This window comes from Pigmentiphaga litoralis (assembly GCF_014651835.1).
Taxonomy (GTDB): Bacteria; Pseudomonadota; Gammaproteobacteria; order Burkholderiales; family Burkholderiaceae_B; genus Pigmentiphaga; species Pigmentiphaga litoralis.
Genome location: NZ_BMXQ01000001.1, coordinates 1,713,848 through 1,735,077 on the forward strand (window position 1 = coordinate 1,713,848; position 21,230 = coordinate 1,735,077).

The window sequence follows — 21,230 nt, forward strand, 5'->3', positions numbered from 1 at the left end:
AGATCGCCAGTCACACGTATAACGGCAAGGCGCCGATGATATTTAGCGATTCGCACGCACTGTTACCGTCTTGCCCGCAGACCACCGCCCGGTTCGCTGCCTGGCTGCAAGGAGGGTGCTCGGTCATCCCGGCTCAGGCGCATCTTAAGTGCAGCGCCGCAACAACGCGGTCGGGATGAATGCGTAAGTATTCTTACAGCTAAGCGCGGGCCAAGTTCGGCCGTTAATGCACAGAAGCACATCCTGCTACGCCAGTGGCGGAGAACGCACTTGCTGCGGCAGCGTTTCCGGGGGCTCAACAACGGGTGAATATTGGTGAACATTCACCAAATGGGATGAGCTATATAGTTTCCACATCTCTGGCAGCATGGCCGTTTCGGCCTCCCAACGAGATTCGATCGCCCCTTCTGGAGTCGTTTTGGTCGTGCAAATTTCATCGCTCACGCTTTTCGCGCCACGCACGTCGGAGTTGTCATCATGCGCGTCGTAATCGTCGAAGATCAGGAAGACTGGCGCAACACGGTTGCCGACCATCTTTCCCAACTTGGCTACGAGGTCAGGGACCTGAGCACGCTTGCCGAACTCGACATCCTGATGCAGGGCGGTGCGCCCGACATCCTGATCCTCGATGCAAACCTGCCCGACGGCAACGGCTTGAATCATGTGGCACGCCTGCGGGCTGCCGCGCCGCACATGGGCATCATGATGCTGACGGGGCTACTGCGCAGCCAGGACCGCGTCCACGGCCTGAGCGCGGGCGCCGATCATTACCTGACCAAGCCGGTCAAGCTGGCTGAACTGGTGGCCACATTGTCGGCGCTGTCGCGCCGCCTGCGACTGGTCGAAGCGGCCCCACCCCAGGACATCGCCGGCTGGAGCTACGATCCGCCCGCGCGCCGGCTCTGTTCGCCCGCGGGCCGCATGATCGACGTCACTGAAGGCGAAAGCCGCCTGCTGTCGGCGCTCGTGAACAGCAGCCATATGCCCGTCAGCCGCAATGCGCTGATCGTCGCGCTGGGCGAGTCGCCCGACGCCTACGATCCGCACCGACTCGACACCATGATCCACCGCCTGCGCCTGAAGCTCAAAGGCCACGGCACGCCCGAACTGCAGCTGCGCAATGTATATGGCGTCGGCTACATGTGCATCACCCAGGTCAAGATCCTGAGCCGAAGTGCTCCCATCGAATCCGAACTGTAGAAAAGCCACGCAACATGTTCAATAACAAGACCAAAGCGCAACTTGCGCAGACACAGAACGACCTCCAACACTACACCGCCCTGCACGACGCCCTGAACGCATCCATGGCCATGGTCGAATTCGGTACCGACGGCGTGATCCTGCGGTGCAATGCCAAGTTTGCGGCCAGCGTGGGCTACGGCGTGGAAGAGCTGCAAGGCCGCCATCACCGCACGCTGTGCCATGCCGACTACGCGGCCAGCGCTGAGTATGCGGAATTCTGGAACCGCCTGCGCAAGGGCGAGCCCATGCAAGGTCGCTTTGCGCGCCTGAACAAATCCGGCACCCCGATCTGGCTCGAAGCGACCTACTCGCCAGTGTTGGACGACACCGGGCGCATTGTCAGGATCATCAAGGTGGCGTCCGACATTACCGACCGCGTGCGCGAATCGGGCATGCTGCGCAGCGTGTCCGAAGCGCTGGGCCGGTCCATGGCCGTGATCGAATTCGCCATGGACGGCACGATTCTGACCGCAAATGACAATTTTCTGTCAGCCATGGGTTATACGCTGGACGGCGTCCGCGGCAAGCACCACAACATTCTGTGCACACCGGAATACGCGGCCAGCCGTGACTATGCACAGCTTTGGGAACGTCTGAATTCCGGCGCCCATTTCTCGGGCCAGTGCGAACGCGTCAACCAGCGCGGCGAAACCGTGTGGCTTGAGGCTACCTACAATCCCGTGCTGGACCCCGATGGCCGCCCGATCAAGGTCGTCAAGTTCGCGACCGACGTGACCGAACGCATCAAGCGCCTGCAAGCCGAAAAGGACAGCGCAGCCAGCGCCTACCGTATTTCGCTGGAAACCGAGGCCTTGTCCAACAATGGCGAACAGGTCATCCAGCAAACGGTCGACAAGATGCGCGCCATCTCGTCGATGGTGAAAGACGCGTCGGGCCAGGTCTCGAACCTGGGCGCGCATTCGGAACGGATCGGCGCCATTGTGGCCACGATCAAGGAAATTGCCGACCGCACCAACCTGCTGGCCTTGAACGCCGCGATCGAAGCGGCGCGTGCGGGCGAGGCGGGCCGCGGCTTTGCGGTGGTCGCCGACGAGGTTCGCAAGCTGGCGGAGCGCACCCGTAACTCCACCACCGAAATCGCGGGCACCGTCGATCGGGTGCAGATCGACACGCGCGCCGCGGTCAGCAGCATGAACAGCAGCCTGGAAGAAGTCGAACAGGGCGTGGTGCTGGCGCACGAAGCCGGCGCGGCCATCGAGCAGATGCGCCTCGGTGCGCAGCGCGTCGTGCACGTCGTGCGCGATTTCTCGAGCACGGTCAGCGAATAAGCGCGGTCGGCGAATAGGCACCGGCGCCAGACCCACCTCGACGCCGCACAGCCAGGGTCGGCGACCACGCCCGGTCCACAGAACAAACCCACGCTGCAAACAAAAAGGCCGTTCCATGGAACGGCCTTTTTGTTGCTCGCCGCGCTCGCCGTCACAACTCGGTCGGCGTCGCCTTGAAGGGGGTGGTCGTCCACGGGCTGGCGGGATCGTTCCGGCACTGGGCCGAAATGGCGGTCAGTTCGGTCAAGGGCGCGCCCTGCCCCGTCCACATGGCGCGGCCGATCACGGTGCTTTTGGCCACGTCTTCCCATGACGACAGGCTGTGCGACACGGCGGCCGATGCGTAGGCGATGACTTCCCAAGCCTGCGGCTCGGTGATCAGCTTGCAGTCGTAGCACATGCGCGCCACCATGATCGCTCGGCTCATGTCCCAGGCCACGATGCCGCGGGCCAGGTCGTCGCTCGCTTGCACAATGCCTTGCTCCTGCAGCCCCGGCAGGGTCTCGGCAAGGTGGTTCAGGTATTCCTGGATCTGGTCGCGATCGACTTTCTGGCGGATCGCGTAGACCGACGCGGTCCAGTTTTCGACCGGCTCCGACGTGGCGATGCGCCACACGTGCGGCCACACCGCGCGGTGGCCTTCCTGCAGCAGCCAGCCCAGGGTCGACTGCGCCTGCTCGGTGCTGCCGATATTCCACCAGTCGTTCAAGGCGCTGGCCACCCGCGCGCGTTTCACGCCAGTGCTCAGGCTGTCCACCGTGGCGCCGAAGTCGACGGCGTGGATCAATCCAGGAAGCAGTTGACGCGCGCGATCACCGGTCACCGCCGTGGCCGAAGCACTGCGGCGGAAGGTCTCGCGTTCGCGGCGTTGGGGTTTGCGTGCCGGCAGCAGCAGCCAGCATCCCAGGACGGCAATGATGGCCAAGAGTACGTAGACGTACCAGGGCAACTGAGGCATTCGTGCATCCGAGAAGAGAAAAAAGCTTGCCGCGTAGTGTATGACGGCGCTCTCGGAGCTACGGCGACTGCGTAGGCTGTTTTGTTACCGATTTACTAGTAAAAATGCCGGCAGTGCCGGCATTTTTTTGGAAGGTCGTAGGAGACGCGCCTGCCAGGATGCGCAGCGGCATCCGGGCAGGCCCGCCCTCGACCCGATCAGAACTTGTGGCGAATGCCTGCGATCAACTGCGCCTGCGTCTTCGAATCGGACGGGCCGGTCGTGAACAGTTGCGCGAACTGCGCGTCGCCGGCTGCCTTCTGATACAGCGCCACCAGGTACACGTCGGTGCGCTTGGAGAAGAAGTAGTCGGCCGCCAGGTTCACCTGATGCCACTTCGGCTTGTTGCCGTTGCTGTCGTACTTGCCATTGGTGAACACGTAGCCGGCGCCCAGCTGCGTGCTGGTCGTCACGAAGCTGGTGATGGACGCTTCGTAGTTCGACAGCTTCAGGCCGGTGTTGTCGATGTACTTGAACTCGGTGTGCGTGTACAGCAAGGACAGCTTGGTGCCCGCGGCCAATGCGTAGGAGCCGCCTGCACCGCTGGCGGTCTGGCGCGCCACGCCCGCACCCGACACCGGGCTGGTGATGAACGGGGAGAACGCGCCGTAGTCCAGCGTGACGGCGCCGGCCGCGTTGGTCGCGCTGCTTGGACGACGTATGTCGTGCAAGGCTGCGCTGATCGCCCAGGGGCCTTGCGCCCAGGTCGCGCCAGCACTGAAGCTGCGGTTGTCGCTGGGAGCGCCGGCGCGGTCCGACGAACCGTACACGGTCTTGACACCCAGGCCGCCGAATTGACCCGAGTACTGCACCGAATTATTGATACGGAAGGTCGGGAACAGGTTGTCGTTGTCACCGATGTGGGTGCCGGTGGCGGCGATCTGGATGGCCGACTCGTAGCCCTGCAGGGTCTGCGACATGGCATCAGCCTGGCGGCCGATCGTCACGGTACCCCAGGTCTTGTTCGACAGGCCGACGACGGCGGCGCGGCCGAACAAGCGGTTGCCCTGGGCCGACGTGCCGGTGTCCGGCGAAAAGCCGCTTTCCAGAGTAAAGACGGCGCTATTTCCATTGCCCAGATCTTCGGTGCCACGGATCCCCCAACGCGACCCTTGCTGCAGGTTGCCCTTCATCTCGGACATGCTCTTGCCGCCGACGTTGTTGGTGTAGACGTAGCCTTCGGAGATCAGGCCGTACAGGGTGACATTGCTTTGGGCGAGCGCGGCGTTGCCAGACAGGGCGGCCAGGACGGCCAAGGGAAGCGTGAGCTTTTTCACTCGATTTCTCCGATCGTGAACTGATAAGGACAAGTCGACGATGGGCGGACCGGATGGCCGCCAACCGTGCCAGGAACAACAAGGACCAAGAAATAATCCGACAGGGGCGAGCGGTTCAAACCGCTTCTGTACCAAGGAAACATCGTTATTTCCGGGAATGCGGAAGGCCCCCCGACCCCCCGCATCAGGCACGATTACACAAGCTCAATATCCAAACAGTTGCGGCAGCCACAACACCGTCTGCGGCACCAATGTCATCAACAGCAATACTGCCAACAATGCGGCGATGAAGGGCAAGATTGCCTTGAAAATCTCGCCCACGGGCGTTTTCGAATGCGCGCTGAGGACGAAGAGCAACATGCCGTGCGGCGGCATTGACAAGCCGATCATGAGATTGATAACGATCACGACGCCGAAGTGGACCAGGTCGATACCCAGCGCCTTGACCGTGGGCATCAGGATCGGGATCACCACCAGCAACAACACGCCGGTATCGAACAGCATGCCCATCGCCAGCAGCAGGACATTCACGGTCAGAAAGAAGCCGACCGGGCCCAGGCCCAGGCTCTGTATCCACGCCAGGAACATCCGGTCCAGGCCTTCCGCCGTCACCACATAGTTGGTGACGTAGGCGCCTGCAATCAGCAGCATCACGACGGCCGACGCGCGCGACGATTCCGCAAACACCGCAAACAGCACCTTGGGATTGAGCGCGCGATATACGAACATGCCGAGCAGCAGCGCATAGCCTCCGGCCACGGCGGCCGCTTCGGTCGGCGTAAAGATGCCGGCCCAGATCCCGCCGAGCAGCACCACCGGCAGGGTCATGGGAATGATGGCCTGTGCGAACACCTTGGGCAAATCCCGGCGCGGCACCGCTTCGCCACGCGGCAGATTCATGCGCGGCGCCAGAAAGTAGATGACGGCCATGAGGGCAGCGCCCATCAGGATGCCGGGCAGCAGTCCGCCCAGGAACAGCGCGCCGACCGACGCCCCGGAAATCAAGGCATAGATCACCAGTGGAATGGCCGGCGGAATCGCGGATGCGGCCGTCGACCCAGCCGCCACCACCGCCGCCGCGAAGCCCCGGGGATAGCCGCCCACTTTCTTCATCATGCGCACCGACATCATGCCGGCGCCCGATGCGTCGGCAATCGCGCTTCCCGTCATGCTCGACGACACGATCAGCAGCAGTACCGACACGTAGGCCAGTCCGCCCTGCGCGCGGCCGACGATGGCATTGGCCGCGGCCCACAGGCGGTCACTGATGGTGGCCGCGTTCATGATGTTGGCGGCCAGAATGAACATGGGGACGGCCAGCATCACGTAGCTGCTCATGAGCGAGTTCATCATCTGGTCGGCGATCAGGCCCAGGTCCTGGCCCGTGACAATGAAGTACACGACGCTGCTGCCTATCATCGCCAGCGACAACGGCACGCGCATCAGCGCGAGCACGAAGAACACCACGATCATCAACAGAAAGGAATGGCTCATTCGCGGCCTTGGGCGGAGGAAGGCAAGACCATTAGAGATGCTCGCGCCAGGTGGGCGACATCAGCACCGCGCAGCGCCAGAGTTCGCGCACCACCGTCACGACAAAGAACACGACCACGCAGCTGTAGACCACATTCAGGGGCCATTCCAGGACGGGCGTCCGTTCACGGGTCAGGAAGGCAACGTAGGCATGAACAGCCGGTGTCGCCCAGGCCAACAGGATGGCGACCAGCGCGGATCCGGCCAGCAGCATGGCGCGCTGACCCTTTGCCGGCAACGCCGTATAAATCATGTCAAAAGCCACGTTTTCCTTGAGCGTGACGGTGAACGCAGCAGCCAGGAACATCGACCACAGGTAGGTCACGATCACGATTTCGTCCGCCCACTCCACCGGCCGCTGGAACACATAGCGGCTGATGACGCCGTACATAAAGGTCAGCTGGACCAGCGCGAGCAGGGCGACGCCCAGCACCTCGAACACCCGGCGCACTCCCAGCCCGGCGCGTTCGAGCGCACCCGGCGGCGTGCGTTCGACTTCCTCCATCACTTCACCTGGTCGATGCGTTCATACATGCCGGCAGGCCACTTGGCTTTCAGGCCCGACGATTCGTACTGCGCCATCACGGCCTTGCGGAACAGGGCGGTGTCGGGGCGGGCAATCTTCAAGCCCTTGGCCTGCAGTTCGTCGACGATGCTTTTTTCTTCGGCAATCCGGGCCTTGTCATTGGCTTCGGCCGCCACTCTGGCGGCGGCCAGAGCCTTGGCCTGGTCGTCGGCCGACAGCTTGTTCCAGATCGGCAGCGCCATGGCCAGGAATACCGGCTGCACCAGATGCGAGGTCAGCACGATCTGCTGCGTGACTTCTTCGAGCTTGTTGGCGCGCATGATGGACAGCGGATTTTCCTGGCCGTCGATAGTGCCGGTGCTGAGGGCCAGATAGACCTCGGGCATGGCCATGGGCGTCGGGCTGACGCCCAGGCCGCGCGCCAGGGCGAGCCAGCCCGGGCCACCCGGCACGCGCAGCTTCACGCCTTTCAGGTCGTCCGGGCCTTTCACATCGCGCGCCTTGCGCAGGTTGACCTGACGGGTCCCAAGGTAGAAGGGTTGAAGGATCTTGATCCCCATTACCTCTTCGACCTTCTTGTAGTACTCGGCGCCGATCGGGCTCGAGAAAACGGCTTTCATGTGGCCGTAGTCACGGAACAGATAGCCGGTGCTGAACACCGCGAATTCGGGAATCTGCTGTTCGACCTCGAACGTTGTCATGGTGCTCATTTCAAGGTTGCCGCGCTGCATGGCCGGCACTTCGGTGCCCTGCTTGAACAGCGTGCTGGCCGGATAAACCTTGACGTCGAACCTGCCGGGCGCCGACTTTTCCAGGGTGTCCTTGAACGTCACCAGCGACTTGCTCAGCGCATCCGTATCGATGGAGGCTGCGGAGATGCGTACAAGCTGTTGCGCATAGGCGGCGGGTGCAGCCAAGGCGGTTGCCGCAGCGGCGACCAGCCCGAGGGCGAACGTGCGCGTGCACAGCAGAGACAACAGGGGGCGACTCATCGACAGACTCCAGAGAGGAACAATGCACGAGACAGGAAGCGGCGTTGCACGATGCGTTGATGCCGGCCCGCTGATCTTTATTCTCTGTTTGATGTAACGAGAGTGTCAATATAAGTTTATGAGGAAAATATAAATTATTGCGCTAGCCATATTTTTGACTCACCATATGGCGTCTTTTCGACTGGATGACTTCCTTGACCCGGCGCATTGTTTTCTCCCTGGCCCCGCAGCCTCCGCTTCCGTTCAAAGCTGCGGAAGACTATGCAGATCAAGCGCTTGCGTGGTCTGGCGAGGTGCCGGACGACCTTGTCATTACCCGTGACCTGGCCTATGGTCCCGATGCCGCGCACCGGTACGACGTGTTTGCGCCAATTGACGCCAAGGGACTGCCCGTGCTGGTGTTTTGGCATGGGGGCGGCTGGACCAACGGTTACAAGGAGTTCACGGGTTTCATGGCGTCGCAGGTGGCCCGCCTGAACATGGTGCTGGTCGCGCCCACCTATCGCCTGGCCCCGGACTACCCGATGCCCGCACCGATCGACGACTGTCGCGCGATGCTCGCGCATCTGGTCGCGCACGGATCGGAACATGGCATCGATGCGACGCGCATGTACCTGAGCGGACATTCGGCGGGCGGCCATCTGGCGATGATGACGGCGCTGCAGCCGGACGCGCTTGAGGCAGCCGGCGTTGCGGCCACATCGATCCGCGGTTGCCTGCCGATCAGCGGGATCCTGGACCTGCATCACACCTCGCCGGCCCCCGACAGCCTGGACGACCGCGTCTACACGGCGGTGTTGTCGGACCGGTATGACGACGCGGTCATGAGCCCCATCAGCTGGACCCGCGGCAACCGGGTGCCGATGCGCCTGACCTATGGCGAGAACGACAGCGCACGCGTGATCCTGTCGAACCGCCGCATTGCCCGTCTGCTGGCGGCGCAGCCCGCGTCATCGACGTTGACCATGCGCGCGGGCATGACCCATTTCGACACGCACCTGGCCCTGCGGGACCCCGCGGACCAGTGGTACGCTGACCTCGATCAACTCGTACGGAACACCGACTCATGAAAGAAGTCCTCGACGTCAATCTGCCCGATGTGGGCCAACCTTTTTCGTGGGCCGTGCGCGCCAATGGCGTGATCTTCACGTCGGCCGGACCCGTGCGCGATGACGGCACGATCGACACGGGGCCGATCGAAGACCAGGCGCGCCTGACCTTCCGCAATCTGCAGAAGGCCATGGAAGCCGGTGGCGGCACGCTGGCCGATGTGGCCCAGGTCCTGATCTACATGACCGACGTCAAGGACATGAAAACCATCGACGCGGTCTACCGCGAGTTCTTTACTGCGCCCTACCCCAGCCGGTCGAGCGCCGCGGTGCAACTCGTGGTCCCAGGCATGAAAATCGAACTCGTGGCGTTCGGCGCACCGGCCGCGCAATGAGCGTGTGCGCGCGCCGATGAGCGTGCGCCACGGCAGCGTGCGTCACCTGTTTGCTAGGGACAGCAGGTGACGCACGAACTGGCCAGGAATGAAGGCCAAGAAAAGCCACGCGATGCGTGGCTTTTTTTCATCAGGCGGCGCTGGCCGCCATGCGCGCGCGAGAGGATCGCGGCTTGCGCTCGGGAGCCTTGCGTTCCAGGGCAGGCGCATCGTTGCCGTCGTAGCCCAGGTAATCCGCGACCAGGCGGCCGGTGTCGCCAATGTGCTGGTCGAGCAGCGCCAGTGCGGCAGGCAGGTTCTTGTCCAGCACGGCCTGCATGAGCCGTTCATGTTCGACCACGACGTTGTCTTCTTCACGCGTTTCGTAGGCCGATGCGGACTGCACGCCTTCGACGTGCAGCAGGCGGATGCGGCGGTAGCGTTCCGAATGCGCGACCAGTTGTTCGTCGATGCGCAGCAGCCACGGGGACCGCGCGCCGCTCAACATGGCCAGGTGGAAGTTGCGGTGGGCGCGCTCGAACCGTTCAATGGCTTCGTCATCGCTGGTGTTGCTGGGCAAGGGGGTGCGCGCCAGCTTGTAGTAGGCCGCCGCAATGGCCGCGCCCCACTCATCGTCCCCATTTTCGATGGCTTCCTTGAGCAGGATGCCTTCGATGTGCCGGCGCGCCTTGACGATGTCGGCCAGGTCCTCTGCCGACACTTCCGCCACGCTGAACCCGCGCTGGCCTTCATTGGCGGCCAGGCGTTCGTTGGACAGCATCATCAACGCTTCACGGATGGGACTGATGCCCAGGCCATAGCGCTTTTGCAGCGTCTGCAACTTGAGCTTCGAACCGGGTTCCAGCCGCCCTGCCAGGATATCGTCGCGCAGCAGCCGATACGCGCGCTCCGAAAGCGTGCGTGTCGGGGGAAGGTCTTGAGTCGACAGATGCGATGACATGGTGCGTGAGCCAGGAAAACCGCGCCGGACCAGGAAGGTCTTGCCGCGCAGACCCCTGATTTTATGCGATCGCGCATAATTTATACAGTGCGCCGCCGCCCAAGGCTCCTAGAAGTTCAACGTTCCGGGGCTTTTCTGCACCAGGCCGGGGCAGCAGGCTCGGCTGTCATGTTCGCGGTGCAGGCGCCTGCTGGACACGATCATGCGCGCAAAAAAAATCCATGCACATGCATGGATTTTCTTTAGTTGCCGTGGCTGCGGATCACGCTGCTTCGGGGCGCTTTTCCTGTTCCAGCAAGCGGTCGATCATCTCGCGTGACTTGACGCCGCCGGCATCGATGTTCAGCTTGAGAATGCGCCGCGTCGGATTGGCCAGCAGGTTGCGCTGCTGCGCTTCCAGCATCTCCAGGTCTTCACCAAAGATCTTGCCCTGGCCTTCGCGGATCATGGCGGTGAGCGCTTCGTCTTGCGGACGGAAGTTGCGCGCCATGCCCCAGAAATACCAGATCGACGTTTCGGTTTCAGGCGTGATGAAGTCGACGACGATGCTCGACACCTTGTGCGCGGGATCGGCGTGATAGCCGCCCTTGCCGGCATGCGCCACGCCCACTTCGATCAGCACATGGCTGGGCGGCGTGAAGCGGCAGATCTGCCAGCGGTCGCAAGGCACGTCGCCATCCAGGCCGTTGCCGCGCAGGGCCGAGGCCCAGAAGGGCGGCGGCATCACGTTTTCCATGAAGCGGCTCGTCACGACCGATTCGCCCTCGATCTTGGTCGATGGCGCGGACTCTTCGATCTCGGTCTGGCCGATGCTGGTCGCGTGCACATAGGTCTCATGGGTCAGGTCCATGAGGTTGTCGATCATCAGGCGGTAGTCGCAACTGATGTGGTACAGGCCGCCGCCATAGGCCCAGTCGGAACTCTCGGCCCATTCCAGGGGGTGCAGCTTGGCCGGGTCCGCCAGTTCGGCTTCGCCCGTCCACACCCAGATGAAGCCATAACGTTCGATGACCGGGAAGGTGCGCAGGCCAGGAAAGCCGCCGACGCGCTGGCCGGGCATGCTGGCGCATTTGCCGTCGGTGCCCATTTCCAGGCCGTGGTAGCCGCACACCAGCCTGCCCTCGCGCATGAAGCCCAGCGACAGGGGCGCACCGCGATGCGGACAGAAGTCCTCGGTGGCCGCGACCTTGCCGTCGGGTCCGCGAAAGAACACGATCTTTTCACCGCACACCTGCCGGCCGAGCGGCTTGCCGTCGATCTCGTCGGGGGTGCAGGCAACGTACCAGGTATTTTTCAGGAACATGTCTATCTCCGTAGCGCCTCCGGCGGCGGCCGGTCGGCTGGGTTACCGGTGCAGTCCGCGCACTTGGGCGCGGCCACGACTTCTGGTTATGGCAAGGCGGCGCAGCGCAGGCTACGCCGCCGGGCGGCGGATCAGGTTGCCGCCCAACAAACGGGTCATCGCCTTCTGATTGTCGAAGGCGCTTTGAAGATTGTGGTGCGCGATGCGGGCATGTTCACGCATCAGGGCTTCGGCGCGCGCGCCTTCCCGCTGACGGATCGCCTGCAAGAGCGATCGGTGCTGCGCCTGGGCCAGGACCAGCACGTCGCGGCCGCCCGGGTCGATGGCCTGGACCATGACGAACGCACTGGCCGACGCAAACGGCAGCGACATGACTTTGTCCAGCTGGCGTTCAATGACGCTGCTGCCGGACGCCGCGGCAAGCAGGCGGTGGAAACGCTCGTTGACTTCGACATAGGTCGAAAATTTGGCCTCGGTCAGCTCGCCTGCCAGGATCTCGTCGATCTGATCGACGCAGTCCTGCATGTGGCGCAACCAGCTTTCGGACACACCGCGCTCGGCAGCGAGCCTGGCCGCCAGGCCTTCCAGCGTGCCGCGCAATTCGATGGCGTCGCGGATCTCGCCCTCCGAAAACAGGCGAACGGCGTAGCCGCCCGACGGAATGACGTCGAGCAGCCCTTCTTCCTGCAGGCGGATCAGGGCGGCGCGCACCGGCGTACGGGACACGCCCAGGCGTTCCACCACCCACAGTTCGGAAATACGCGCGCCAGCCGCCAGTTCGCCGCCGAGGATCAGTTCACGCAGGCCCAGCAGCGCACGCACGGTTTGCGAGGCGGCTGCCTGCGCCGTGGCGGGCGTCTTGCTGTCGATGGGGCTGATCGTGTCGTGATGCATGGCCGGACTCGCTGCGTGAATTGCCAACGCGGCATGGAGGCTGGCGTTGACGATGAATACACAGTGTATACAGCGACACGGCGGCGAACAACGAGACGGTTGCGAAGCAAGGGAAATCCCCTAGTTCCGACCAGCTAATTACCGTCATTTGGGATCCACGCATTCCAAACACCGCGGCTGCACGGGTGTCTGAAGGCTTCCCGTCGTGTCCTGTATACAGCGTCAGGACAGGACGAAACGTGGAAGATCAGCCGCCGCCCGCCTCGCGGCGCGCCGTCTCCAGCGCGGTCGTCAGGCCGACGACCTGCCGGCGCAACTTGGCGTTCTCCTCTTCCAGCGTGGCGATTTTCTCCAGCAGGCGCGCATGCTCGCTATCGGTGGCCGGACCGGCTGCCTTGGCGTCGCCCTCGGCGCCCTCTTCCTTCGGCGCCTTGGGCGGCCGGGCCGCTGCCTTCTGCTCACGGACCAGGCGGGCAGCTTCCCGCAATTCCTTGCGCCCGCCGGCAACGGCAGCCTGCTGGGCATCAACCGGCAGCGTCGCCACGGCCGCGGCCGCATTGATGGAGATGTTGCCCGCCTTGACGGCCTGTACCAGTTCAGGCGCGGCTTCCCGCTGGATCTTTTCGATCTGGCCGATGGTGGCGCTGCTGACGCGCGCGGCTTTCGCAATCGACTCGCGGGTGGCCAGCACGGGCGGCGGCGACGAGGTCTCGGCGTCGGCGGCGGCATCACTGCTCGCCTGAGCGGCGGCAGCGGCCTCTTCCAGCGCGCGGGCCCGGGCCAGCACGATGTCCTTCTTGCGCAGGGCAAGAATGCCCCGCTGGAAGTCCGAGACGCTGCGGCGGCCCAGATGGTTGTCGATCATCCACAGGTGGACGTCATCGATGCTGGTAAACCGTTCGTTCTGGATCGTCTGGAAAGGCAGGTTGTGCTTGGTGCAGATGGCGTACCGGTTGTGGCCGTCCACCAGCAGGTCGCCCCACAGCACCAGCGCGTCGCGGCAGCCTTCGGCCAGCAGACTGCGCTCCAGTGAATCGTATTCGTCGGGGGTCAGCGGGTCGATATAGGCGCGCAGTTCGTCGTTGATCTTGATGGTCATGGTGTCCTGAAATGGCAGTCCCGCCCGCGGCGACAGCCGTGCGGGCGGGCGGCCATGATACCAACCGCCGCCTGGGGGCGGCGAAGGTCAGGTCGGGCTGCGGCGGTACGGCATCTGCTTGCGCGACGCCAGGCGCGGCATCAAGGGCTGTACGGCCGGAATGGCGGCGGGCCTGGCGTTGTTGGCGTTGCCAGTGTTGCTGGCGGCGTCGCCTTCGGCGTCACCCGATTTGCTCGGGGGCAGATTGGTCTGCTTGCCGGTGTCGGTATCCACGCCTTCGTTGGCGCGGGACCCGTGCTCGTTGGCATAGACCCAGGTGAATTCCGCGCCGAGCAGGAACACCTGCGCCGCGTAATACACCCAGAGCAGCACGATCACCAGCGATCCCGCGGCCGCAAACGACGAGGTAACCGAGCTCTTGCCGATGTACAGGCCGATCAACAGCTTGCCCACTTCAAACAGCACCGCCGTGACGAAGGCGCCGACCCAAACGTCGCGCCAGGCGATCTTGGCCTGCGGCATCATCTTGAAAATCAGCGCGAACAACACGGTCGTGACCGCCAGCGACACTGCCATGTTCAGCAGGCGCATGAGCACTTCCCAACCCGGGAAGAGGTCCGTGGCGTAGCTGCCGACCGCCGCCAACCCGGCGCTGAGCACGAGTGACACCATGAGCAGGAAGGCCAGGCACAAGACCAGGCCGAAGGAAAGCAGGCGGGCGCGAATGGTGGACAGGATGCCGCTTTGCTTCTGGTCTTCAGGCACCTGCCAGATGCGGTCGAGCGCGCTCTGCAGTTCGGCAAATACCGTGGTGGCACCGAAGATGAGGACGGCCACGCTGATGATGGTGGCGACGATGCCCGCCGCGGGCTTGTCGGCGCTGGCAATCAGGCTTTGCACGCCAGCAGCGCCTTCGGTACCGATCATCGATGTCAATTGGCCATACAACTGCCCTTCGACGGCTTCACGTCCCCAGATGAAGCCGGCCACCGACAGCACGATGATGAGCAAGGGCGCCATCGAAAAGACGGTGTAGTAGGAAATGGCGGCGCCCATACTGGGTGCGTAGTCGTCCACCCATGCATTGACCGATTTCTTGGCGAGGACGAAAAAACGTTTGAACATGCGCTGCCCATTTGCCGGCGCGGCCGGTGGTGAGTGGATAAAGACAAATCACCAGCGCATCAGCAAAATGCATTCCTGTCGGGTAGGCAAACAGGGTTGACAGCGACTCAGGTCAAGTCGGTGGTGCGGTCTAGACCGGCGGAATGATGCGCTGCGGCTGCCGCATCAAAGGCGGTCAGCGGTTGGATGTCACGCCGACATCGACGAGACCATAGACCTGAATGCCGCTCTGGCTGGACGGCTCGTTGGGCGTGCGGGGATAGGACTGGCACGCCGTGCACAGCGCCAGAACGAACAGGGATAGCAGGACAGGTTTCATGGGGCCTCCGGTCAGGTTTGCCGGTCTTGTCAATTGTGTAGGGTGCCACGGGCAGCGTGCCGCGGCCGCCTGGTGATGCAACTGTCAGTGACCGGCCGCGTCTTCGACCAGCCGGTAACCGACGGCCGTCTCGGTCAGGATATGGCGCGGCTGCGCGGCGTCGTCTTCCAGTTTCTGCCGCAAGTGTCCCATGTACACGCGCAGGTAGTGGCTGCTGTCGGACCGGCCCGGCCCCCACACGGCGCGCAGCAATTGTTGGTGCGTCATCACCCGGCCGACATTGGCAATCAGCACGCCCAGCAGCCGGTATTCGATTGGCGTCAGGTGCACTTCGGCGCCGGCCTTGCGCACGATACGCGCGCCTTGATCGACCTCGACATTGCCGAAGGTGAATACGGGCGAGGCCGTTCTGTCGCTGCGCGAGCGTCGCAGGTTCGCCCGCACCCGGGCCATCAGTTCGGCCACGCCAAACGGTTTGACCAGGTAATCGTCGGCGCCGGCGTCCAGCGCCTTGACCTTGTCGGTTTCGTCGGCGCGGGCCGACAGCACGATCACCGGCACCGACGACCAGTTGCGCACATCGCGGATCAATTCGGCGCCATCCCCGTCGGGCAGACCCAGGTCCACGATCACCAGGTCGGGCCGCCGCGTGCCGATGTCGATCAGCCCGCGTTTGACGGTGTCTGCTTCGACCACGCTCCACCCTTCCCCTTCCAGGGCGGCACGCACAAAGCGGCGGATCTGGGGTTCGTCTTCGATCAGGATCGCGGTGGGCTGGGGTTCGGACATCAGGCGGTTTCCGGCAAGACGGGCAGTTCGGCGTCGGCATCGATCACCGGCGGCGTACCCAATGGCAAGGTAAAGGTCATCGCAGCGCCGCCCTCGGGGGATGCGCCGGCAGAGATATGGCCGCCATGGGCGTCGATGATCGCGCGGCAGATGGCCAGCCCAAGTCCGACGCCGGGCGTGGCCGACTCGGAATCGCCCCGCGTGAACTTGTCGAACAGGCGGTCGGCGCGGCCCGGCGGCAGGCCGGGACCATCGTCGGCCACCGTCACGCGCAGGTCTTTGCCCACGCAGGACGCCGACAAGGTGATGCGGGTGGTGGATGGGGTGTACTTTGCGGCGTTCTCCAGCAGATTCGCCAGTACGCGTTCGATCAGGACGGCATCGAACCGGACCAGGGGCAGATCGGCGGGCAAGCTGACCGCGACGGTTCGCGGACCCAGCTGGCGCCGCACGGACTGGATCGCCGTGCCGACGATTTCCTCCAGCGACTGCCATTCGCGCCGCAAGGTGATCGCGCCGCTCTGGATGCGGGCCATGTCGAGCAGGTTGGCGACCAGCGTGCTCATGTGCATGACTTCAATGCGAATGGCGTGCACCTGTTCCTGTTGATCCGGTGACAAGGCCGGTGGCACGGTTGCCAGCGATTCGGCCAGACCGGCCAGCACCGTCAGGGGCGTGCGGATGTCATGCGACATGGCCGACAGCAAGGAATTGCGCAGGCGTTCGGCTTCCATGCCGACCTGGGTCTGGCGCGCCACGTCGGCATAGTGCACCCGTTCCAGTGCGATGGCGATCAGGCTCGCAAACGTATCCAGCTGGCGTTGCTGCTCGGGGATCATCAGCCAGCGGGGGTCTTCGGGGCGGATGGCCAGCACGCCGCGAATGCGCATGGGCGCGCGCAGCGGCACGTAGCGGAACGCACTGGCGGGCAAGGTATCGGTGCCCAGGCCTGCCTGTCTATCCTGGTCGCAGGCCCACTGGGCGATGCCCGGATCCAGGTCGCCGGGCGCGTTGGCGGGCATCACCAACGCATCATCGCTGCCGGGCAGGAGCAGCACCACCTGGCTGCCGAAGGCCGACGACAGCGTGCTGCCGGTCGACTCGACCACCTGCTCACGCTGCAAGGCGCCCGACAGATCACGCGCAAATTCGAACAGCTTGCGGGCGCGCGTTTCGCGATGGGCGGCGATGCGGGCCTGGAAGCGCAGCCCCGCCGTCAGTTGCCCGACAACCAGCCCGACCGCCAGCATGACGCCAAAGGTCAACACATACTGCGCGTCGTTGACCGTGAACGACAGGATGGGCGGGATGAAAAACAGGTCGAAGGCCGCGACATTCAGCAGCGCGGCCAGTGCGGCCGGCCCGCGCCCGTGGCGCACGGCGACCCCTACTACCCCCAGCAGGAACAGCATCGCGATATTGGTCGGCTCCAGCAGGTCCGACAGCGGCTGCAGGCAGGCGGTCGCGATCACCGCGCCCAGCACCGGCCACAGATAGGCGGTCCAGCGGCGCCGGGCCGATGGGGACCCGGTGGCGCGCAGCGCCATCGATCGCGTCACGCGCGTGGCCGTGCCAGGACTCCCGGGGGTGTCGCTGCGCGCCGCGCCGATCCGGATCACGTCCAGGTCGGCGCCGCAGCGCGACACGGCGCTCGCTACTGAGCGCCACGGCGCGTGGCCGGCAGCGCGCCCGCTCTGCCCTGCGCGCAACCAGAAGGACAGGCCCCGGGGCCGCGCCGGCCCCATCACCAGCGTGGACAGATTGTGTTCACGCGCATAGTCGACCAGCACGTGGGCAACGTCGGCGCCGGTCAGCACGGCGGTCGTAGCCGACAGTGTCTCGGCAAGGTGCAGCGTGGACAGTACCTGCATGCGCTTGGCACGGGGGGCATGCTGCAAGGCGGGTGTCTCGACGTACACGGCATGCCACGTGATGTTGAGCCGACCCGCCAGCCGGGCCGCGCTGCGCGCCACATGCTCGCCCTCGGGACCGGGCCCAATGCAGGCCAGCAACGCTTCTTGCGTGCGCCAGACGTCGCGGATCGATTGGGCATCGCGATAGTCCTGCACGTCGCCCTGCATGCGATCGGCCATGCGGCGCAGCGCCAGTTCACGCAGCGCGATCAGATTGCCCTTGCGAAAGAAGTGCTGCGCCGCGCGCTCGGCTTGCGGCGCGACATAGACCTTGCCGGCCTTGAGCCGCGCGAGCAGTTCGTCGGCGGGTACATCCACCATCACCACGTCGTCGGCGTTGTCGAACACCGAGTCGGGCAGCGTTTCCTGCACCCGGATTCCGACGATGCCGGCTACCACGTCATTCAGGCTTTCGAGGTGTTGAATATTGAGCGTGCTCAGCACATCGATGCCGGCGGCCAGCACGTCCTCGACATCCTGCCAGCGTTTGGGGTGCCGCGACCCCGGTGCGTTCGAATGCGCCAGTTCGTCCACCAGCAGCAGCCCCGGCCGGCGCGCCAGCGCGGCGTCCAGATCGAACTCGGCCAGGTCGCGCCCACGGTGCGTCACGGTGCGCAGTGGCAGCCGCGCCAGGCCTTCGACGCGGGCGGCGGTGTCGGCGCGGCCATGCGTTTCGACCACGCCGATCACCACGTCCACCCCTTTGGCCACGGCGTCATGGGCCGCTGCCAGCATCGCACAGGTCTTGCCCGCCCCCGCCGACGCGCCAATGTAGATGCGCAGATGCCCTCGGCCCGCGCGCAGTGCGTCGCCGCGCAGGCGGTCGAGCAACTGGTCGGGATCGGGACGGGCAGCGGTCATTTCGCCTTGACGGGGGAAGCGGTGGATGCAAGCAAGGCCAGGTTCAAGGCCAGCACATTGACGCGCGGCTCACCCAGGAAGCCCCATTGTCGCGCGTCCTGATGACTTTCCACCAGTGCGCGGACCGCGCTGGCCGACATGCCGCGCGCCGCCGCCACCCGGCCGACCTGGTAATAGGCGCCCGCCACGCTGATATGCGGATCGAGACCACTGGCCGACGCGGTCACCAGGTCCACCGGCACGGGCAGCGTATTGGACGGATCGGCCGCCTTGAGGGCATCGATGCGGCCCTGGATGGCCGTGATCAATGCGGGATTGGTCGGGCCAAGGTTGGACCCCGACGACGCCGCCGGGTTGTAGGGCGTGGGCGCGGTGGCCGACGGACGGCCCCAGAACAGGCCGGGATCGGTAAAGGATTGGCCGATCAGCGACGAGCCGATCACCTTGCCTTCGTGCCGCACCAGGCTGCCCTGCGCCTGGTCGGGAAACAGCGCGCTGCCGGCGCGGGTCAACAGCCACGGGTAGATCAGGCCGGTGATCACCGACAGCAGCACGAACAGGGTCAGGGCAGGACGCAGAAGTTGGCGCATGGAAATTCCTTAGACGAGATGAAGGGCGACCAGCGCCATGTCGATCAGCTTGATGCCAACGAAGGGTGCAATCAGGCCACCCAGGCCGTACACCAGCAGATTGCGGCGCAGCAGGGCGTTGGCGCCCACCGCGCGATACGCCACGCCGCGCAGGGCGAGCGGAATCAGCGCCACGATGATGACGGCGTTGAAGATCACGGCCGACAAAATGGCGGACGACGGGCTGGCCAGTCCCATGACGTTGAGCGCGCTCAGTTGCGGATAGGTGGCGACGAACGCGGCCGGAATGATTGCAAAGAACTTGGCCACGTCGTTGGCGGTCGAGAACGTCGTCAGCGCACCCCGGGTCATCAGCAACTGCTTGCCGGTCTCAACGATTTCCAGAAGCTTGGTCGGGTTCGAATCCAGGTCGACCATGTTGCCCGCCTCTTTTGCGGCCTGCGTGCCCGTGTTCATCGCGACCGCCACGTCGGCCTGGGCCAGCGCCGGCGCATCGTTGGTGCCGTCGCCCGTCATCGCCACCAGGCGGCCTTCGGACTGATAGTCGCGGATCAGCTTGAGCTTGGCCTCGGGTGTCGCTTCGGCCAGGAAGTCATCCACACCGGCTTCGGCGGCAATGGCGGCCGCGGTCAGCCGGTTGTCACCCGTGATCATCACCGTCTTGATGCCCATGCGGCGCAGCTCGGCGAAGCGTTCCTTGATGCCGCCCTTCACGATGTCCTTGAGTTCCACCATGCCCTTGACCTCGCGGCCATCGGTCACGACCAGCGGCGTGCTGCCGTTGCGCGCGGCAGCGTCCACCGCAGCCTGCACGTCGGCAGGGAAGGTCCCGCCCAGCGCCTCGATATGCTGGCGCACGGCCTGCGACGAGCCCTTGCGGATCTGGCGTGCACCGCCCTCCCCGGCCAGGTCGATGCCGCTCATGCGGGTCTGCGCGGTGAACGGCACGAAGGTCGCCGACAGAGAAGCCATGTCGCGTTCGCGGACGTTGAAGCGCTGCTTGGCGAGCACGGCAATGCTGCGGCCTTCGGGCGTTTCGTCGGCAAGCGATGCCAGTTGCGCCAGGTCGGCCAGCGCCTGTTCAGATACACCAGCGGCCGGCACAAAGGCAGACGCCTGCCGGTTGCCCAGCGTGATGGTGCCGGTCTTGTCGAGCAGCAGCACGTCCACATCGCCGGCGGCTTCGACCGCGCGGCCCGATGTGGCGATCACATTGGCCTGCATCATGCGGCTCATGCCAGCCACGCCGATGGCCGACAGCAGCCCGCCAATAGTTGTCGGAATCAAGCAAACCAGCAGCGACACCAGTGCGGTGATCGTCACGACAGCCCCTGCACCCGAGGACGCCACCGCGTAATACGAGAAAGGCAGCAAGGTGACCGTGACGACGAGGAAGACCAGCGTCAACGCCACCAGCAGAATCGTCAGCGCGATCTCGTTGGGCGTCTTCTGGCGCTTGGCGTTTTCGACCATGGCGATCATGCGGTCCAGGAAGGCTTCGCCCGGATTGACCGCGACGCGCACGATCAACCAGTCGGACAGCACGCGGGTGCCGCCCGTTACCGCCGAGAAATCACCCCCCGATTCGCGGATCACCGGCGCCGACTCGCCCGTGATCGCGCTTTCATCGACCGAGGCCACGCCGTCCAGCACCTCGCCATCGACCGGCACCAGGTCGCCGGCTTGCACCAGCACCAGGTCGCCCTTGCGCAGGTCGGTGGAGGGCACGTCGCGCCAGCCACCGGCACGATCGGGCCGCGCCAGCTTCTTGGCCACGGTACTTTGTTTGAGCCCGCGCAGCGATGCCGCCTGCGCCTTGCTGCGCCCTTCGGCCATGGCTTCGGCAAAGTTGGCGAACAGCACGGTGAACCACAGCCAGGCGGTGATGGCGAGGATGAACCCGGCCGGTGCTTCGCCCTGGCCAAACAGCGCCTGCAGCCACAACGCGGTTGTCAGCAGGCTGCCGACGTAGACCACGAACATGACCGGATTGCGCCACTGCACGCGGGGGTCGAGCTTGATGAACGCGGCCTTGACCGCGCCGGCGGCCAGCACCGGATCCCAGAGGGAAAAAGAATGTCGTGTCATGGAAGTCTC

At 64.6% G+C, this 21,230-nt stretch carries 19 protein-coding genes; 4 read left to right on the forward strand and 15 right to left on the reverse strand.

Annotated elements, in window-relative coordinates; genetic code table 11:
• The first annotated feature begins 477 nt into the window (after window positions 1-477).
• Window positions 478-1,200, forward strand: a complete 723-nt coding sequence (locus IE116_RS07575) for a response regulator transcription factor (protein ID WP_189611215.1) — start codon at window positions 478-480, stop codon at window positions 1,198-1,200.
• Between the two features lie 14 nt (window positions 1,201-1,214).
• Window positions 1,215-2,531, forward strand: a complete 1,317-nt coding sequence (locus tag IE116_RS26115) for a methyl-accepting chemotaxis protein (RefSeq protein WP_189611217.1) — start codon at window positions 1,215-1,217, stop codon at window positions 2,529-2,531.
• Window positions 2,532-2,682: 151 nt separating this feature from the next.
• Here the strand turns inward: IE116_RS26115 and IE116_RS07585 are convergent, their stop codons facing one another.
• The 5 genes from IE116_RS07585 to IE116_RS07605 form a co-directional block, all read right to left on the reverse strand.
• Window positions 2,683-3,489, reverse strand: coding sequence for a DUF1266 domain-containing protein (locus IE116_RS07585; RefSeq protein WP_189611219.1), 807 nt, complete (start codon window positions 3,487-3,489; stop codon window positions 2,683-2,685).
• 197 nt (window positions 3,490-3,686) lie between these two features.
• Window positions 3,687-4,805 carry a porin gene (locus tag IE116_RS07590; protein WP_229828045.1) on the reverse strand — a complete coding sequence of 373 codons (1,119 nt, stop codon included), beginning with the start codon at window positions 4,803-4,805 and terminating at the stop codon, window positions 3,687-3,689.
• Between the two features lie 204 nt (window positions 4,806-5,009).
• Window positions 5,010-6,299, reverse strand: coding sequence for a TRAP transporter large permease (locus IE116_RS07595; RefSeq protein WP_189611221.1), 1,290 nt, complete (start codon window positions 6,297-6,299; stop codon window positions 5,010-5,012).
• Window positions 6,300-6,330: 31 nt separating this feature from the next.
• A complete protein-coding gene (locus IE116_RS07600; protein WP_189611224.1) occupies window positions 6,331-6,843 on the reverse strand; it encodes a TRAP transporter small permease in 513 nt (170 codons plus the stop codon).
• Entirely contained in the window at window positions 6,843-7,856 is a 1,014-nt protein-coding gene (locus tag IE116_RS07605) for a DctP family TRAP transporter solute-binding subunit (protein WP_189611225.1), read from the reverse strand. Before IE116_RS07605 ends, IE116_RS07600 begins: the two co-directional genes overlap by 1 nt.
• A 293-nt stretch (window positions 7,857-8,149) precedes the next feature.
• Here IE116_RS07605 and IE116_RS07610 point away from each other — a divergent pair, with 293 nt between their 5' ends.
• Both IE116_RS07610 and IE116_RS07615 read left to right on the forward strand, forming a co-directional pair.
• A complete protein-coding gene (locus tag IE116_RS07610) occupies window positions 8,150-8,926 on the forward strand; it encodes an alpha/beta hydrolase (RefSeq protein ID WP_189611227.1) in 777 nt (258 codons plus the stop codon).
• Window positions 8,923-9,300 carry a RidA family protein gene (locus tag IE116_RS07615; RefSeq protein ID WP_189611229.1) on the forward strand — a complete coding sequence of 126 codons (378 nt, stop codon included), beginning with the start codon at window positions 8,923-8,925 and terminating at the stop codon, window positions 9,298-9,300. The genes IE116_RS07610 and IE116_RS07615 overlap by 4 nt, the downstream gene beginning before the upstream one ends.
• A 130-nt stretch (window positions 9,301-9,430) precedes the next feature.
• Here the strand turns inward: IE116_RS07615 and IE116_RS07620 are convergent, their stop codons facing one another.
• The 10 genes from IE116_RS07620 to kdpB all read right to left on the reverse strand — a co-directional run bounded on the left by IE116_RS07620 (window position 9,431) and on the right by kdpB (window position 21,221).
• Window positions 9,431-10,240 (reverse strand): GntR family transcriptional regulator, encoded by an 810-nt coding sequence (locus IE116_RS07620; protein WP_189611230.1) that lies wholly within the window; start codon window positions 10,238-10,240, stop codon window positions 9,431-9,433.
• Window positions 10,241-10,502: 262 nt separating this feature from the next.
• The gene (locus IE116_RS07625) at window positions 10,503-11,543 is read right to left on the reverse strand and encodes a Rieske 2Fe-2S domain-containing protein (protein ID WP_189611232.1); all 1,041 of its coding nucleotides are present in this window, start codon (window positions 11,541-11,543) and stop codon (window positions 10,503-10,505) included.
• Between the two features lie 111 nt (window positions 11,544-11,654).
• Window positions 11,655-12,437 carry a GntR family transcriptional regulator gene (locus tag IE116_RS07630; protein WP_189611234.1) on the reverse strand — a complete coding sequence of 261 codons (783 nt, stop codon included), beginning with the start codon at window positions 12,435-12,437 and terminating at the stop codon, window positions 11,655-11,657.
• Window positions 12,438-12,684: 247 nt separating this feature from the next.
• Window positions 12,685-13,536, reverse strand: coding sequence for a ParB N-terminal domain-containing protein (locus IE116_RS07635; RefSeq protein ID WP_189611236.1), 852 nt, complete (start codon window positions 13,534-13,536; stop codon window positions 12,685-12,687).
• A gap of 87 nt (window positions 13,537-13,623) precedes the next feature.
• Window positions 13,624-14,661 (reverse strand): YihY/virulence factor BrkB family protein, encoded by a 1,038-nt coding sequence (locus tag IE116_RS07640; RefSeq protein ID WP_189611238.1) that lies wholly within the window; start codon window positions 14,659-14,661, stop codon window positions 13,624-13,626.
• Window positions 14,662-14,836: 175 nt separating this feature from the next.
• Window positions 14,837-14,980: a hypothetical protein gene (locus IE116_RS07645; RefSeq protein WP_189611240.1), complete on the reverse strand. Its 144-nt coding sequence runs from the start codon at window positions 14,978-14,980 to the stop codon at window positions 14,837-14,839.
• A gap of 84 nt (window positions 14,981-15,064) precedes the next feature.
• Window positions 15,065-15,769, reverse strand: coding sequence for a two-component system response regulator KdpE (gene kdpE / locus IE116_RS07650; RefSeq protein WP_189611243.1), 705 nt, complete (start codon window positions 15,767-15,769; stop codon window positions 15,065-15,067).
• Entirely contained in the window at window positions 15,769-18,543 is a 2,775-nt protein-coding gene (locus tag IE116_RS07655; RefSeq protein ID WP_189611245.1) for a DUF4118 domain-containing protein, read from the reverse strand. Before IE116_RS07655 ends, kdpE begins: the two co-directional genes overlap by 1 nt.
• Window positions 18,540-19,133: a potassium-transporting ATPase subunit KdpC gene (kdpC, locus tag IE116_RS07660; protein ID WP_189611247.1), complete on the reverse strand. Its 594-nt coding sequence runs from the start codon at window positions 19,131-19,133 to the stop codon at window positions 18,540-18,542. Before kdpC ends, IE116_RS07655 begins: the two co-directional genes overlap by 4 nt.
• Before the next feature lie 9 nt (window positions 19,134-19,142).
• Window positions 19,143-21,221, reverse strand: coding sequence for a potassium-transporting ATPase subunit KdpB (gene kdpB / locus IE116_RS07665; protein WP_189611249.1), 2,079 nt, complete (start codon window positions 21,219-21,221; stop codon window positions 19,143-19,145).
• Window positions 21,222-21,230 lie beyond the last annotated feature (9 nt).

Excerpts from the sequence above, each read along its gene's own strand:
- IE116_RS07620 (WP_189611230.1), bottom strand. The coding sequence starts at position 10,240 with ATGTCATCGCATCTGTCGACTCAAGACCTTCCCCCGACACGCACGCTT.
- IE116_RS07625 (WP_189611232.1), bottom strand. The coding sequence starts at position 11,543 with ATGTTCCTGAAAAATACCTGGTACGTTGCCTGCACCCCCGACGAGATC.
- IE116_RS07630 (WP_189611234.1), bottom strand. The coding sequence starts at position 12,437 with ATGCATCACGACACGATCAGCCCCATCGACAGCAAGACGCCCGCCACG.
- kdpC (WP_189611247.1), bottom strand. The coding sequence starts at position 19,133 with ATGCGCCAACTTCTGCGTCCTGCCCTGACCCTGTTCGTGCTGCTGTCG.
- IE116_RS07640 (WP_189611238.1), bottom strand. The coding sequence starts at position 14,661 with ATGTTCAAACGTTTTTTCGTCCTCGCCAAGAAATCGGTCAATGCATGG.
- IE116_RS07575 (WP_189611215.1), top strand. The coding sequence starts at position 478 with ATGCGCGTCGTAATCGTCGAAGATCAGGAAGACTGGCGCAACACGGTT.
- IE116_RS26115 (WP_189611217.1), top strand. The coding sequence starts at position 1,215 with ATGTTCAATAACAAGACCAAAGCGCAACTTGCGCAGACACAGAACGAC.
- IE116_RS07600 (WP_189611224.1), bottom strand. The coding sequence starts at position 6,843 with ATGGAGGAAGTCGAACGCACGCCGCCGGGTGCGCTCGAACGCGCCGGG.
- kdpE (WP_189611243.1), bottom strand. The coding sequence starts at position 15,769 with ATGTCCGAACCCCAGCCCACCGCGATCCTGATCGAAGACGAACCCCAG.
- IE116_RS07585 (WP_189611219.1), bottom strand. The coding sequence starts at position 3,489 with ATGCCTCAGTTGCCCTGGTACGTCTACGTACTCTTGGCCATCATTGCC.
- IE116_RS07605 (WP_189611225.1), bottom strand. The coding sequence starts at position 7,856 with ATGAGTCGCCCCCTGTTGTCTCTGCTGTGCACGCGCACGTTCGCCCTC.
- IE116_RS07595 (WP_189611221.1), bottom strand. The coding sequence starts at position 6,299 with ATGAGCCATTCCTTTCTGTTGATGATCGTGGTGTTCTTCGTGCTCGCG.
- IE116_RS07645 (WP_189611240.1), bottom strand. The coding sequence starts at position 14,980 with ATGAAACCTGTCCTGCTATCCCTGTTCGTTCTGGCGCTGTGCACGGCG.
- kdpB (WP_189611249.1), bottom strand. The coding sequence starts at position 21,221 with ATGACACGACATTCTTTTTCCCTCTGGGATCCGGTGCTGGCCGCCGGC.
- IE116_RS07655 (WP_189611245.1), bottom strand. The coding sequence starts at position 18,543 with ATGACCGCTGCCCGTCCCGATCCCGACCAGTTGCTCGACCGCCTGCGC.
- IE116_RS07615 (WP_189611229.1), top strand. The coding sequence starts at position 8,923 with ATGAAAGAAGTCCTCGACGTCAATCTGCCCGATGTGGGCCAACCTTTT.
- IE116_RS07635 (WP_189611236.1), bottom strand. The coding sequence starts at position 13,536 with ATGACCATCAAGATCAACGACGAACTGCGCGCCTATATCGACCCGCTG.